Origin of the sequence: Arthrobacter sp. TMP15, assembly GCF_039529835.1 — a bacterium.
GTDB lineage: Bacteria > Actinomycetota > Actinomycetes > Actinomycetales > Micrococcaceae > Specibacter.
This window is the reverse complement of record NZ_CP154262.1, coordinates 274,888-289,527: the sequence shown is the minus strand read 5'-3', so window position 1 is coordinate 289,527 and position 14,640 is coordinate 274,888. Positions and strand designations below refer to the sequence as shown.

General features: G+C 58.1%; 13 protein-coding genes. 5 read left to right on the top strand and 8 right to left on the bottom strand.

Features of this window, described 5'->3' with window-relative positions:
* Nucleotides 1-56 precede the first annotated feature (56 nt).
* The 4 genes from AAFM46_RS01260 to AAFM46_RS01245 form a co-directional block, all read right to left on the bottom strand.
* Nucleotides 57-737: a DUF1961 family protein gene (locus tag AAFM46_RS01260; protein ID WP_343319091.1), complete on the bottom strand. Its 681-nt coding sequence runs from the start codon at nt 735-737 to the stop codon at nt 57-59.
* A 287-nt stretch (nt 738-1,024) separates the two neighbouring features.
* Complete coding sequence (gene gdhA, locus AAFM46_RS01255; RefSeq protein WP_283531278.1) at nt 1,025-2,365, bottom strand: NADP-specific glutamate dehydrogenase; 1,341 nt, start codon at nt 2,363-2,365, stop codon at nt 1,025-1,027.
* 162 nt (nt 2,366-2,527) lie between these two features.
* The gene (locus AAFM46_RS01250) at nt 2,528-3,286 is read right to left on the bottom strand and encodes a metalloregulator ArsR/SmtB family transcription factor (protein ID WP_343319089.1); all 759 of its coding nucleotides are present in this window, start codon (nt 3,284-3,286) and stop codon (nt 2,528-2,530) included.
* Nucleotides 3,287-3,422: 136 nt separating this feature from the next.
* Nucleotides 3,423-4,571 carry an acetoin utilization protein AcuC gene (locus AAFM46_RS01245; protein ID WP_343320315.1) on the bottom strand — a complete coding sequence of 383 codons (1,149 nt, stop codon included), beginning with the start codon at nt 4,569-4,571 and terminating at the stop codon, nt 3,423-3,425.
* A 175-nt stretch (nt 4,572-4,746) separates the two neighbouring features.
* Between AAFM46_RS01245 and AAFM46_RS01240 the strand changes: the two genes are divergently transcribed.
* Genes AAFM46_RS01240 through AAFM46_RS01220 form a run of 5 tightly spaced genes read left to right on the top strand, consistent with a single transcriptional unit; the run spans nt 4,747 to nt 8,606 of the window.
* On the top strand, nt 4,747-6,123 hold the full coding sequence (locus AAFM46_RS01240; RefSeq protein WP_283531437.1) for a potassium transporter TrkG: 1,377 nt from the start codon (nt 4,747-4,749) through the stop codon (nt 6,121-6,123).
* Nucleotides 6,116-6,802 (top strand): TrkA family potassium uptake protein, encoded by a 687-nt coding sequence (locus tag AAFM46_RS01235; protein WP_283531276.1) that lies wholly within the window; start codon nt 6,116-6,118, stop codon nt 6,800-6,802. Before AAFM46_RS01240 ends, AAFM46_RS01235 begins: the two co-directional genes overlap by 8 nt.
* A 51-nt stretch (nt 6,803-6,853) precedes the next feature.
* Nucleotides 6,854-7,363 (top strand): methylated-DNA--[protein]-cysteine S-methyltransferase, encoded by a 510-nt coding sequence (locus tag AAFM46_RS01230; RefSeq protein WP_343319087.1) that lies wholly within the window; start codon nt 6,854-6,856, stop codon nt 7,361-7,363.
* Nucleotides 7,360-7,980 (top strand): RNA polymerase sigma factor, encoded by a 621-nt coding sequence (locus AAFM46_RS01225; protein ID WP_343319085.1) that lies wholly within the window; start codon nt 7,360-7,362, stop codon nt 7,978-7,980. The genes AAFM46_RS01230 and AAFM46_RS01225 overlap by 4 nt, the downstream gene beginning before the upstream one ends.
* A 5-nt stretch (nt 7,981-7,985) precedes the next feature.
* Nucleotides 7,986-8,606, top strand: coding sequence for a methylated-DNA--[protein]-cysteine S-methyltransferase (locus AAFM46_RS01220; RefSeq protein ID WP_283531273.1), 621 nt, complete (start codon nt 7,986-7,988; stop codon nt 8,604-8,606).
* Nucleotides 8,607-8,680: 74 nt separating this feature from the next.
* Here the strand turns inward: AAFM46_RS01220 and proC are convergent, their stop codons facing one another.
* The 4 genes from proC to topA all read right to left on the bottom strand — a co-directional run bounded on the left by proC (nt 8,681) and on the right by topA (nt 14,571).
* Nucleotides 8,681-9,517 carry a pyrroline-5-carboxylate reductase gene (proC, locus tag AAFM46_RS01215; RefSeq protein ID WP_343319083.1) on the bottom strand — a complete coding sequence of 279 codons (837 nt, stop codon included), beginning with the start codon at nt 9,515-9,517 and terminating at the stop codon, nt 8,681-8,683.
* A 284-nt stretch (nt 9,518-9,801) separates the two neighbouring features.
* The gene (locus AAFM46_RS01210) at nt 9,802-10,638 is read right to left on the bottom strand and encodes a sugar phosphate isomerase/epimerase (protein ID WP_283531436.1); all 837 of its coding nucleotides are present in this window, start codon (nt 10,636-10,638) and stop codon (nt 9,802-9,804) included.
* Nucleotides 10,625-11,647: a Ppx/GppA phosphatase family protein gene (locus AAFM46_RS01205; protein WP_343319081.1), complete on the bottom strand. Its 1,023-nt coding sequence runs from the start codon at nt 11,645-11,647 to the stop codon at nt 10,625-10,627. The genes AAFM46_RS01210 and AAFM46_RS01205 overlap by 14 nt, the downstream gene beginning before the upstream one ends.
* Before the next feature lie 158 nt (nt 11,648-11,805).
* Nucleotides 11,806-14,571, bottom strand: a complete 2,766-nt coding sequence (gene topA / locus AAFM46_RS01200) for a type I DNA topoisomerase (RefSeq protein ID WP_343319079.1) — start codon at nt 14,569-14,571, stop codon at nt 11,806-11,808.
* Nucleotides 14,572-14,640: the final 69 nt, after the last annotated feature.

Below are 14,640 nucleotides of genomic sequence, written 5' to 3'. Positions count from 1 at the left end.
CTAACCGCGTTTGGGTTGGAGGTTCTCGCAATCACGCGGATCCAAGGATTGCACCCTCAACCCAGCTCAGTGACCACAAGATTTCTATAGGCTGCCCGCAACGGTGCCATCTGCCGAAACCCTATATAACCGCCGCCTAACTGCGGCCCTGTGGAGGGATCGTCGTCCATCCAGTCAAAAATGACAAGATTATTGATGCGCAAACGCACCCGGGCACCGTCCTTACACACTTCCATCCGGTAAAAACCGTCCGCTTCTTCAGGTGGCGGCAGCGGATCTGCCCCTTGGGCAACCAGGTGCGCGCCGGGACTTTTGCGCAAATTACAGGTCCGAAAGGCCCGTTCAGAGGCAAATTTTCGCCGATGGTAAGAGACATGCAACGTATTGATATCTGAGGAATGATACTGCGGATAAACGCCCTTGCGCGAGGCGAGTTCCGGGGAGAATAAATCCAAATTCTCCTCGCCTTCTGCACTAAAGAACAACATGGCAAGACCCTGGCCCTCCAGAGGGTAGTATTCCCAGGAAATCCGGATGTGATCGGGGAATTTTTCCGGACACCACAAGAGGAAGTGGGCCTGTTTGCCGAGTTCCTCCGCGCCCGCATAGCTGCTCAGCACAGCACCACCCTCGCCATCAGCGACGGAGACCGGCCCCTCCCCCACCCAGTCCGCCAACGAATCAGCCGACATCTTATTGCTGTACAGGATGCGTTCTGGTTGGCTGGAGGCACTCATTTGTGTCCCCGGAGACGCAGAATCCTGCACCGGAGCGGCTCGGTCCCGAAGTAGCCACAGGTGGCTCCGTCTCCCACTACCCCGTCACCGGGGCCACCGGTGCCACTACTCTCGCCGCTCAGCAGGGTTCTCATTCTCCGACTCTCAGTTTCAGTTTCAGTTTCAGTTTCCATATACGGTGTTCTGACATACAAATATATAGCTCGGCAATAAATGCTGCGACGGCGCGCCCCGGGATGATCCGGGACGCGCCGTCGAGTGTTCAGAGACTTTGTACAGAAAAGCCCCTAGATGAGCCCTTGGGCCAGCATGGCGTCAGCAACTTTGACGAAGCCGGCAATATTGGCGCCAACCACGTAGTTCCCCGGTGATCCGTAAGTATCCGCAGTTTCAGCACAGCGGTCGTGAATGCCCACCATGATCTGCGCCAGGCGAGATTCCGTGTGCTCAAACGACCATGCGTCCCGGCTAGCGTTTTGCTGCATCTCCAATGCGGACGTTGCAACACCGCCGGCGTTAGCTGCCTTGCCCGGTGCGAACAAGATTCCGGCTTCCTGGAAGACGGCTATGGCGCCGCTGGTGGAAGGCATGTTGGCCCCTTCCGCGATGGCTGTCAGCCCGCTTTTGACCATGCGGGTGGCTGACTCGGTGTTGATCTCATTCTGCGTTGCACAAGGCAGAGCGACCGAGGCGTTGACGTCCCATACGGAGCCGCCTTCAACGTAGCTGACAGAAGCGCCACGGCGCACAGCGTATTCCTTGAGTCGTCCACGCTCTTTTTCTTTGATCTGGCGCAACATGGGAACATCAATACCGTTCTCATCCACAATGTAGCCGGAGGAATCAGAGCAGGCCACTACTTTGGCGCCGAGCTGTTGTGCCTTGGCGATCGCGAAGGTGGCAACGTTACCGGAACCTGACACCACAACGCGCTTGCCATCAAGGGAGGTGCCGCGTGTTTTGAGCATTTCCTGAGTGAACATCACAGTGCCGAAACCCGTGGCTTCTGGACGGACAAGCGATCCGCCCCAACCAATACCCTTACCAGTCAATACGCCCGATTCGTAGCGATTGGTGATGCGCTTGTACTGGCCGAACAGGTAGCCGATCTCCCGACCACCAACACCAATGTCGCCCGCCGGGACGTCGGTGTACTCGCCAATGTGGCGGTACAACTCGGTCATGAAGCTCTGGCAGAAACGCATGACCTCACCATCAGACTTGCCACGCGGGTCAAAGTCGGAACCGCCCTTGCCGCCGCCAATGGGCATACCCGTCAGGGCATTCTTGAAGATCTGTTCGAAGCCAAGAAACTTCACAATGCCCAGGTACACCGAGGGATGAAACCGTAGCCCACCCTTGTACGGGCCGAGAGCTGAGTTAAACTCGACTCGGAAACCGCGGTTGATCTGCACGCGGCCGGCATCATCCATCCACGGCACGCGAAAGATAATCTGCCGCTCGGGTTCGCAAAGACGCTGGAGAACCGCTGCATCTACGAATTCTGGATGTTTATCCAAAACCGGGCCCAGACTTTCAAACACTTCCAGAACAGCCTGGTGAAATTCTTTTTCCCCGGGGTTGCGTTCTAGAACCTGCTCGCGAATGGCTTCTAACCTAGTATCCATGCGTCTCCTGAAAGGGTACGGCGCCGATGCACGGCGCATAAATATGCTCAATGGCAATTTTCCAGTCAGGCATGCACTTCGACTAATTTTGCTCAATAATCGAAACAGTATGCAAGATCATGCGTATATTGTTAGTTCAGGACGAACATTCTGTGGTACTTTTCAGTCTTTTCGTCGCCTGAATGTAGGTAGAGCTGGGAGGTTCGCCAGTAAATCAGCAGCCTTGTTCGCCGCTCGGCCTACGCTGCGGCTAATTTGCCCCTGCACACCGCCGTCGGCCTCGCTCGATTGCACAACGCCCACCTGCGCTGAAGAGCTGGGGACGGCATTAAGCGAAGATTGACTGGGGGTTGCACCAGTGCCGTTGACAGTATTTTTTGCAGTCTGCGCTCCGGCGGCTGAGTCTGCTCCGGCGGCTGCCTCAGTGGCTAGAACATTAGCGGCATGAGAAGACTGGCGGTTCACAGCCGCTGCACTGACAGATGGCCTAACTATCTGCTGCCCCCTCTCTTCTCGCTCCGGAAGGAGTGCCGCCTTGGGCACCAGCTCAGATAGGGCCGCAGGTAGGGCCGTCCCAACGCCGTAATCGACTTTTCCGGGCTGCGCACCAGAAGCGGAAACGCGAGCAGCCGCTGAACTCGTGCTGGCGCCGTCAGGGGCGCCTGCGCCGAGCGATTCCAGCCAGAGCGAGACCAATGTCAAGGGCTCGGTGTTAATGCCGTAGAAGCGTTTCTGCCCCTGGGCTCGCATAGTCACCACTCCGGCCTCACGCAGAACACGCAAGTGTTTGGACACTGTTGGCTGCGAAACCCCGAGTTCATCCACCAGCTGGCCCACAGCTTTGCTCTCCTGGGCCAGCGCTGCCAAGATGTCCCGGCGGGTGCTTTCGGCAATTACCGCGAAGACTTTTTCTGCAACCATTCCACTACCCTAACGACATATGTCCGGCACAGCATCTTGAAAGATAAGATCCGCCGGTGCCTATGTGCAAAATGATCCAAACTGGTTAGGTTCTGCAGAGATTACTTCGGCGATTTATTCCGCAGGCTGGCGGGCACTAGTCAAACCACGGGTCAAGCCCGTACAAGGGAAAAACGGCTTTTCTGGTGGCCATGACTGTGCGATCCAACGCATCCGATGGGTTGTACCCAACTTCCCATGAGCGCCACCACGTATCAGCGTCTTCACCCATCAGCAGCGGAGCGACTTTGCCGTATTTTTCGGCCACGTAGTTTCGCCACGACTCGGGTACGGGGGTGCGCAGCGGTACCGGTTTTCCGGCCACTATCGCCATCAGATGTGACCAGACCCGTGGCACCACGGAGACAATGTTGTATCCACCGCCTCCGGTGGCGATCCAGCGACCACCGCACACCTTATCGGCCAAGGCGGCGATGCTCAGGGCTGCCTCTCGTTGACCGTCTACCGATGTGTTTAGGTGGGTCAGCTCATCGTCTCGGTGGGAGTCACAGCCGTGCTGGCTGACTATAACTTCGGGGCCGAAGGCTTCAACGAGTTGAGGTACCACGGCGTGGAAGGCTCGCAACCAGCCGGCATCCGAGGTGCCCGCTGGCAGGGCGACGTTCACGGCTGAGCCCACAGCCTGCGGGCCGCCTAGATCGTTGGCGAAGCCCGTGCCGGGAAACAGCGTCAGGCCTGTTTCATGTAGTGAAATTGTTAGCACGCGCGGATCATCCCAAAAGATGCGTTCGGTGCCATCCCCGTGGTGCGCGTCTATGTCGATGTAGGCAACTTTAGAAACACCGGAGTCCAGCAACTTCTTGATGGATAACGCCGTGTCGTTGTAAATGCAGAATCCACTGGCCTTTTCCGGAAAAGCGTGGTGCATACCACCACCGAAATTTACCGCCCGCGGGACTGCACCACTGATGAGGGCGTTGGCGCACACTATTGATCCACCGCCAAGCCGTGCACTGGCTTCATGAATTCCAGCAAACGCCGGGTCGTCTTCGGTGCCTAGCCCGTGATCAGGATCGGTCAGTGTGGGGTCATCTCCAACCCGGCGCACCGCCGCAATGTAGTCAGGGGTATGTACGGTGGCCAGTTCGTCGTCAGAGGCCACGTAAGACTCAACAACATCCACCTGTGGCATATCGAAGATCCCCAGCTCTCGCGCCAGCGAGGCAGTAAGGTCAAGGCGCTTGGGCGACATGGGATGATTTGGGCCGAAGTTGTACGCAGACATAGCTGCATCGCAGACTATGCTTGTCGGGACGGCCACTGGCCCTGAGCTGACAAAGGATGACATTCCTCACAGGCTACCGAAGTCTGGCCACAATTGCCGTATCCGCGGCATCTAAATAGTTTCTGGCAGGAGGGGCAATAGAGCGTTGAGCGCTAATTCGACACTTTCCCAGCGGCTGCCACAATGGCCTTTAAGAGTTGTGGTGAGCGTCCGCGACTTTGTTGACAAGGTTGCCAACAGCTCACCTGCCAGATTGGCGCTTATTGTTTTTGCCCTGGTCATCCTTGCCTTCACCCTAACGTTGTGCCTGCCCGCAGCGTCCCGTGACGGCCAGCCAACGGCTTTTCATGACGCATTGTTCACAGCCGCTTCAGCTGTCTGCGTGACGGGGCTGACAACTGTTTCAACTGCCTTGCACTGGTCTTTTTTTGGTCAGCTCGTCATTTTGATTGGTATTTTTGTTGGTGGTCTGGGCATCCTCACGCTGGCCTCCCTGATGTCACTCATGGTGAGCAAGCGCCTCGGTGTGCGTGGGAAACTTATTGCCCAAGAAGCCATGAATGCCGGGCGGCTAGGTGAAGTTGGTACCCTGCTGCGCATTGTTATCAGCACCTCCGTAGCCATTGAACTGGTGCTTGCCCTTGCACTGGCACCACGCTTTCTCATCTTGGGAGAGTCCTTGCCGGAGGCAATCTGGCATGCGGCCTTCTACTCCATCTCCGCTTTCAACAATGCTGGTTTCACACCACACTCAGACGGAGTTGTCCCCTACGAGGCGGACCTGTGGATCCTGACCCCGCTGATGATTGGCGGGTTCATCGGCAGCCTCGGTTTCCCAGTGTTGATGGTTCTGCTGGCCACCGGATTCCGCTTCAAAAAGTGGACCCTGCACGCCAAGCTCACCATTCAGGTCTCTTTGATGCTTCTTCTCACTGGCACCATTTTGTGGGGTGCCATGGAGTGGACTAATCCGGACACCATTGGCGGGTTAAGCGTGGGAGATAAAATCACGCACTCTCTGTTTGCTTCGGTGATGACACGCTCCCTTGGTTTCAACTTGGTGGATATGAATTCCATGCACTCCTCCACCATGTTGCTCACCGATGCCCTGATGTTTGTGGGAGGAGGTTCCGCCTCAACGGCCGGCGGTATCAAAGTCACTACACTGGCCGTGATGTTCTTAGCGATCGTCGCCGAGGCGCGAGGGGATAATGATGTAAAAATCTATGGCCGTACCATTCCCCAAGGCACCATGCGGGTCGCCATTTCAGTAATCATGATGGGCGCAACGTTCGTAATGATCGCCTGCGGTTTGCTGTTGGCAATCTCTGGGGAAAGCCTTGACAGGGTACTTTTTGAAACCATTTCGGCATTCGCCACGGTGGGCTTGAGCACGGGGCTCAGCGGGGAGCTGCCACCCTCGGGCAAGTACGTGCTTAGTGCCATGATGTTCTTTGGTCGCGTCGGTTCCATCACTCTGGCAGCCGCTTTGGCCTTGCGTCAGCGTCGTCAGCTGTTCCACTACCCGGAAGAAAGGCCAATCATTGGCTGAGAAAATAGACTCCAGCAATCGTCCCCCGCACAACGCGCCGGTACTCGTCATTGGACTGGGCCGCTTTGGGGCAGCCACCGCTCACCAACTTGTCAAACAGGGACGTGAAGTGCTGGCTATTGAGCGCGATCCCGCCCTTGTGCAGAAGTGGGCCGGCGTACTCACCCACGTGGTTGAGGCGGACGCCACAAATATTGATGCCCTCCGCCAGCTCGGCGCACAGGACTTCAGCTCCGCCGTCGTCGGAGTGGGTACCTCCATTGAATCCAGCGTGCTCATCACGGTGAATCTAGTGGACCTGGGCATCGCACACCTGTGGGTTAAAGCCATCACACAGTCGCACGGGAAAATCCTGACCCGAATTGGCGCCAATCACGTCATTTATCCTGAGGCTGACGCTGGCGTCCGTGCCGCACACTTGGTGGGCGGGCGAATGCTTGACTTCATTGAGTTCGATGACGATTTCGCCATCGTAAAAATGTACCCACCCAAGGAAACCCAGGGCTTCACTCTCGAGGAGTCCAAGGTGCGCTCCAAGTATGGGGTGACGGTGGTGGGAGTGAAGTCCCCGGGTGAAGATTTTACCTACGCACAGCCGAACACCCGGGTTTCCAGCCGGGACATGCTCATTGTCTCCGGCTATGTTGACCTCCTTGAGCGCTTCGCCTCCCGACCCTAAAACTCACGTTTTCCCATCGCGCCGCGTCTACAGGACAAGGAGGTAATTTTGATGCTCAGGCACTCAATTTTTGACTCGCCTTTGGGCCTGTTGACGGCAGTGGCGAACGACGGCGCACTGGCAGCTGTGTACATGGCGGAACATGTGCGCCGCCCGGCATTGGCTACGTTTGGTGAACGGGTGGCTGGCTCTGCCTGGCCCGTTCTGGCTGCGACGGAGGCACAATTGGGCGAGTACTTTGGAAGTGACCGGCGTACATTTTCTATTCCGTTGGCGCCGCAGGGCAGTGAATTCCAGCATCGTGTCTGGGCTGCGCTTAGTGAAATTCCTTTCGGTGAGCTACGCAGTTACGGTGAGCTCGCCGCGTTGTTGGGCGATAAATCCATGGCCCAAGCGGTGGGATCAGCCAACGGCCGCAACCCCATCAGCATCATCGTGCCGTGTCACCGGGTGGTGGGGGCCAACGGCTCCCTCGTTGGCTACGCAGGGGGACTTGAACGCAAACAGTTCCTGCTTGAGTTGGAAAACCCGTTGAGGTTCCACACAGAAGCGCTCTTTTGAGCACCGCTGCCGCGTTGCCACCCTTTGAAACTCTTGTGAGCGCCCACGGCGCCTGCGTATTGCGGGTGGCCCGGGGACTGGTGGGAGTTGTTGACGCCGACGATATTTGGCAGGAAACGTTCCTAGCAGCCTTGCGCGTCTACCCAAGCTCAACGAACGTGCACAACTGGGAGGCCTGGTTGGTCTCGATCGCCCGGAACAAGTCCATTGACCACCACCGTAAAGCTATCAGGCTCCCCATCCCCATGAATAACCCCCTGGACGGCTTTGGGTCCATTGCTGGCGCATCCCGGGACGGGCGGCCACCGGATGCCAGCCCGGTCGGGTCCCCACGACCGTCAGGAGGTGCTTCTGGCGACAATGGCTGTGACAGCGTGGTGCGCGCAGTGGAAGCCGGTGGGGCTGCCACTGAGGTATGGGCGGCGCTAGCCAAGCTGCCACCAACACAACGGGAGGCGGTGGTTTATCATCATCTGGCCGGGCTCCGCCATGCTGTGGTGGCCGAACTTTTGGGCAACTCCGAGGCTGCTTCACGGCGAGCCTCTGCGGATGGGATGAAGACGTTGCGCACGCTACTATCGCCACCGGAAACTAGCGCCACCGGAAGAAAAGGATGACGGGGATGCTCTCTAGGCATGAAGTACCTGAACGGCTCGAGTCCTTACACGATGCAGAGCCTACGAAACTGACGCACTTGGGCCGGGCACTGTCTCAGGCAGCTGTAGCTGCTGGGCTCGTCGATGTTGCTTACAGGATTGTGGACTCTCCTGTTGGAGAGTTACTCCTGGCCGCGACGAGTGCCGGTTTGGTCCGTGTGGCTTTCGCGCGGGAAGGCCACGAGGCAGTGCTGGAATCATTGGCAGCAACTATCAGCCCCCGCGTTTTATTTGCACCTGGCCGGCTGGATGATGCCGCGAGGGAACTCGAGGAGTACTTTGCGCACCGGCGCCAGTCCTTTGACCTACCCCTGGATTTCCGGCTGACTCAGGGCTTCCGACGCGAGGTCCTGGGATATTTGCCTCGTATTGCCTACGGCCACACAGCCAGCTACGCCGCCCTGGCAGCCATGACCTCAAGCCCGCGTGCGGTGCGGGCCGTAGGAACTGCCTGTGCCCGCAATCCTCTCCCGCTAGTGGTCCCGTGCCATCGAGTTATCCGTACCGATGGAGGACAGGGAGCCTATCTGGGCGGGCCGGAAGCCAAAGCAACCCTGCTGGCCTTGGAGCTGGAATTAACAACTTAGCCCCTGACAGCCTCAGCGTCCGCTGGCAGCCGCACCAGTGGCCCAGCTGCCACCGGCGCCGTTCGCAGTGCCGCCTACTTTGAGTTGAGCTCTTCGGTGATCTGAGCGGCCCTGGCAGCAGCGGCCTGAGCACCAGTTTTGATAACTTCTCCCAGATTGTCCCGTTCGAAGCTTTTAATGGCCTGTTCGGTAGTGCCGTTGGGGCTGGTGACAGCACGACGCAGCTTTTGTGCATCGGCACCGGGCTCGGTCAGCATGATGCCCGCGCCTGCGACGGTTTCGCGTGCCAGCACCTGAGCGACTTCGGGGGTAAGGCCCATGGCTTCGCCAGCGGCAGCCATGGCCTCGGCCAGGAAGAACGTGTAGGCGGGTCCGGAGCCACTGATGGCCGACACCGCGTTTTGTGCCTCCTCCGGTACATCCAGGACCACGCCAGCGCCATTGAAGATCTCGTGAACTGCGTTCAGGTGCTCCTCCTTGACGGCGGAGCCAGCAGAAAGGGCGACCACTCCGCGGCCCACCTTCAGCGGCGTATTGGGCATTGAGCGCACAGCAGGCTGCCCGGGTGAGAGTGCGCTTTCCATCTGCGCCAAGGAAACAGCAGCCGCGACGCTGACCACTACCGTATTGGAATCCAGGGCCTGGGCAACTTCTAGGCACATATCCATGATCCCGATGGGTTTAACCGCCAGAATCACTACACTGGCACCCTCGACGGCCTGGACGTTGGCCCCGGCTTCCTCATTTGTGGCCATAGCGGTGACGCCGTGGCGACTGGCTAGTTCAGTGGCCCGCTCCGGCCTGCGAACAGTAACAACCACTGACTGCGGAGATACACCGGAAGCCAACAAACCAGCAAGAATAGCTTCACCCATGGAACCACAGCCAAGAAATACAATCTTTTTCATCATCGTTCCATACTTCTATGCTGGGCCAAGGCATGCAAACGCGCGGTTGCTGCAGCCAACGAATCCCGCCAATAAATAGCCGTTCAGGGCAAACGCACAGCTTGTGCCCCGGCAATTCCCAAACGGGGGACGTATTCTTTTAATTACCTCATAAGGGTGCGAGTGATGATCGGATTGACCTTGTCCTGAAGGTCAATCAAATCGCCGGAGACCTCGCCAGTGAATCCCCCCTCCACTGGTGAAGCGTCTCCGGCGATTTCACGTTAACGCGCTGTTTAGCGCCGACCCTATTTGGCCTTCTGGCCCAAGTGCATCCGGGCAAACTCCAACGTTTCCGCCAGCCATTCTTCGCGCTGCCCGGCTCCCTTGGCTTTGCGGGTGGATATTTCCGCCACCACTGCGCCGTCGAACCCGTTGTTGGCAATGTGCTCCAACACCTCAACACACTCTTGAGTGCCGTGACCTGGAATCAAATGCTGATCCTTGGTGGAGGGTGAGACACCGTCAGTGAGGTGAATGTGCCGCAAACGTGAACCCAAGGCCTTCACAGCGTCAAGGCTGGAGGCTCCCGCAGAAGCTGCATGGGAGAAATCCCAGGTGACGTCTTTGTAATCTTGCGGAACCGGATCCCAATGCGGCAGATATGCTAACGCCTCGCGGCCGCGCAGCCTCCACGGGTACATGTTTTCAACAGCGATCTTGACCCCAAACGCATCAGCAATGTCACGCACACCCTGGGCGAACGTTTCCGCGTAATCGTTTTGCCAGCGGAACGGCGGATGCACCACAACAACGTCCGCGCCAACATCCACAGCCATTTGCGCGGAGCGCTGGACTTTATTCCATGCACTGCCCCAGACCTGTTGAGTCAGAAGCAGTGTAGGGGCATGGATAGCGAGAATGGGTTGCTCGTAGCGCTCCGAGAGCCGCATTAGTGCTGACGCATCCTGACTGTCGCCGTTATGCGTCACAAGCACCTCAACGCCGTCGTACCCGAGGTCTGCAGCCACGGCAAAGCCGTCATGAACCGAGAGCGGATACACCGAGGCGGTGGACAGTGCCACAGGAATGTGAGCGCGGGCCACACCGAAATCATCAGCGCCTTGATCGTCAGTGGAATTCATGGGTGTTTGGGTCATTTTTTCCTTGTTTTGTCTCCGAATTGCTCAGCTTACCAACGTGGGCGGGCGGGTCCAGCGGGCCGTCAAACACCAACTGATCAAGGCGGCGTAAAATCAGCCCTTCACGCAACGCCCACGGGCTAATCTGCATGCTCGTCACATTGAACATTTCTAATGCGGTTTGTGCCACCAGCGCCCCGGCCAGCACCTGTGGGGCTCGTGCGGCGGACACTCCTGGAAGGTGCAGCCTGTCGGCCGAGGACATTGCCGATAACCGTTGAGACCATAACCCTAAGTCACTTAGGTGCAGTTCCCTGCGAACATAGGGTCCCATGGACGACGGCGCTGCTCCCGTTATGCGTGCCAGTGCCCGGAACGTCTTGGAAGATCCAGTGACAATATTTGGTACGCCAAGAGTCTTGGTGGCGGCCACAGGATCCTTCAGTGTCTCTTTGATGTGCTTGCGCAGCCGTTTCACACTCTTGGCCGTGGGAGGATCCTCCTCCAGCCATTCCCGGGTCAACCGGCCCGCACCTAGCTGTACTGAATGTGCCAGCTCAGGCAACTCGTTGCTGCCTTGGGAGATTTCAAAGGACCCGCCGCCAATGTCCAGATTCAAAATCGTGCCCGCACCCCAACCATGCCAACGCCGCACAGCAAAGAAGGTCATAGCTGACTCTTCTTCACCGGTGAGTTCGGTCAGCCGGATGGTGGTTTCATGTTGCACCCGCTCCAGCACTGCGGCACCGTTGGTTGACTCCCGGATGGCGGAGGTACAAAACGCCAACAGGTCCTTGGCCTTGTGCTTGGCCGCGAATTCCCACGCTTCAAGAATGAACTCAATCAGTTCATGTTGGCCTTCATCACTGATGTTGCCCTCGGCATCCAAGTATTTCACCAGGCTCAACGGCCGCTTGTGCGAGGCGTATGGCACAGGATTAGCCCCCGGGCGGGCATCAACAAGGAGCAGGTGGACAGTATTTGAGCCGATATCGAGCACGCCTAATCTCATGAGGCCATTATTCCCCCTCCACCCCCTTTCCACGCCAATGGCCGCACCGCTCCTCCCACCCGAGGTGGGTTTGTGTCAGGATATGCACCATAAAAAAGCAGCCCCGCGCTCCCTTTCGGGAATGCGGGGCTGCTTTTTGCGGAGCGGTTTTCTCTTGATTACTTCTTAGCGGCGGCTTTTTTCTTGGGTGCAGCTTTCTTGGCTGGCGCTTTTGTAGCCCGCTTAACAGGTCCACGCTCACGTTTATCGGCCAAAAGTTCAACGGCGGTTTCCCGGGTCAGCTCCTCAACATCAGTACCGCGGGGCACAGTAATGTTGGTGATGCCGTCGGTGATGTAGGCGCCGAAGCGGCCTTCCTTGACCACAATATTTTTCCCTGAGACGGGATCTTCACCGAACTCAGCCAGCGGAGCCACTGCTGCACGAGCTCCGCGCTGCTTGGGCTGCGAGTAGATCTCCAGCGCGGCCTCCAAGGTGATGCTGAAGATCTCCTCCTCAGTGCCGATGGAACGTGAGTCTGAGCCCTTCTTCAGATAGGGTCCGAAACGGCCGTTTTGAACCGTGATTTCATTCTCTTCAGCATCGGTTCCTAGGACTCGAGGCAGGCTCATAATCGCCAGCGCCTCCTCCAAAGTGACACTGTCAACGCTCATGGTTTTAAACAACGAACCAGTACGCGGTTTGGCCTTGACTGGCTTCTTCGCGGGCTTTGGTTTCCCGTTCTTGTAGTACTCCACCGGCTGATTGGCGATCTCTTCTTCTGTCATCTCCGGGATCAGTTCGGTGACGTAAGGACCGTAGCGGCCGTTCTTGGCAACAATCGTGTGCCCGGAAACGTCGTCAATACCAAGAACACGCTCCTCGGGGGCGGCTGTATCCATGAGTTCTTGCGCTTTATCAGGCGTGAGCTCATCCGGGGCCAGGTCCTCGGGCACGTTGGCGCGTGCGGCCTCAATGATCTCGCCGGTTTTGGCATCCAGGGTGGGGACGGTGCTCTCCAGATACGGACCAAATTTGCCCACCCGCAGTACCAGGGTGTCGGTGATGGGCATGGAGTTGATGTCCCGTGCGTCAATCTCGCCCAAGTTATTGACAATGTCTTGCAGTCCACGGTTGCCGTCATCACCAAAGTAGAAGTGCTTGAGCCAGTCGGAGCCCTGCTCTTGGCCGTTGGCAATCCTGTCCAAGCCTTTTTCCATGCCGGCGGTGAACTCGTAGTCCACGTAGTCGGTGAAGTGCAGTTCCAGCAGGCGCACCACAGAGAACGCAATCCAGCTCGGAACCAGAGCCGAGCCCTGTTTGCTCACGTAGCCGCGGTCCATGATGGTGGACAAGGTCGAGGCGTAGGTGGATGGGCGGCCAATGCCGCGTTCTTCCATTTCCTTCGTCAGCGATGCTTCGGTGAAGCGTGGCGGTGGTGAGGTGTCATGGCCGTTGGCCTTGACTTCGGTGGCGCTGAGAGTGTCCTTTTCCTTGACGTTGGGCAGGCGGCGGTCCGAATCCTCGGAGTCGTTGCGGGACTCGTCACGGCCTTCCTCGTAGGCAGCCAGGAAGCCGCGGAAGGTGATGACAGTACCGGAGGCAGAGAACTCCGCATCCTGACCATCTGCAGCACCGCCGGAAGCGGTGGCGCCCAACTTAATGGTGGCCGTGGAACCTTTCGCATCAGCCATCTGGGAGGCAACTGTGCGCTTCCAAATCAGCTCGTACAGTTTGAACTCATCCTTGCCCAAGGCGCTTGCCACTTGTGCCGGGGTGCGGAATGAGTCACCGGCGGGGCGGATGGCCTCGTGCGCTTCTTGGGCGTTCGCGCTCTTGCTGGCGTAAACCCGCTTGGCGGCGGGCACAAATTCGGGGCCGTACAGCTCCGAGGCCTGGCGGCGTGCTGCGTTCACTGCCTCATCGCTGAGCGAGGATGAATCGGTACGCATATACGTGATGTAACCGTTTTCATACAGACGCTGGGCTGTCTGCATGGTGGATTTTGAGGAGAAGCGCAACTTGCGCCCGGCCTCCTGCTGCAGGGTCGAGGTCGTAAACGGCGCAGCGGGACGGCGGGTGTACGGCTTGTGCTCAACTGAGCGGACGGCGAAGGGCGCATCTTGCAAGGCTGAGGCGAGAGCCTTGGCGGCAACCTCGTCCAGGTGGGCAACGTTCTTGCCCGTCAACTCACCCTTGTCGTTGAAGTCCCGTCCTGAAGCCACCCGTTTGCCATCCAAAGCGGCCAGTTTGGCGTTGAACGGCTCTTGACCGTTCACTGAAGCGAACGTACCAGCTAGGTCCCAATAGTTGGCGGTACGGAACGCCATACGCTCACGCTCACGCTCAACCACCATGCGGGTTACCACGGACTGAACTCGACCCGCCGAGAGCTTTGGTGCCACCTTGCGCCACAGCACCGGGGACAGTTCGTAGCCAAACAAGCGGTCAACCACACGGCGCGTTTCCTGCGCATCCACCAAGTCAGTGTCCAGCTCCCGCAGGTTCCCGAGAGCGCGCTGCAGTGATTCCTTGGTGATTTCCGCAAATGTCATCCGGTGCACCGGCACCTTGGGCTTGAGCACCTCAAGTAAATGCCACGCGATGGCTTCGCCTTCGCGATCCCCATCAGTTGCGAGGTAAAGTTCGTCGGCGTCTTTGAGCTGTGCTTTGAGCTCCGCCACCTTCTTTTTCTTGTCGGAAGAGATGACGTAGTAGGGCTTGAAATCGTCCTCAAGATCCACGGCAAACTTACCGATTGAAGACTTCTTCAGCTCCGCGGGCAGCTCGGAAGGCTGCGGCAGGTCACGGATGTGACCAATGGAGGCTTCGACGACGAAACCCTCGCCCAGGTACTTGGCGATGGTCTTGCTTTTGGCCGGGGACTCTACAATTACGAGCTTTTTACCGGTCTTGGGCTTGCTGGCTGCTGCCTTGCTGGGCACTGTACTCCTACGGGGAATGAAAGGTGGACGAACGGCGTCCCCAAGAGCCTAGTTCACCATATTTTTGTC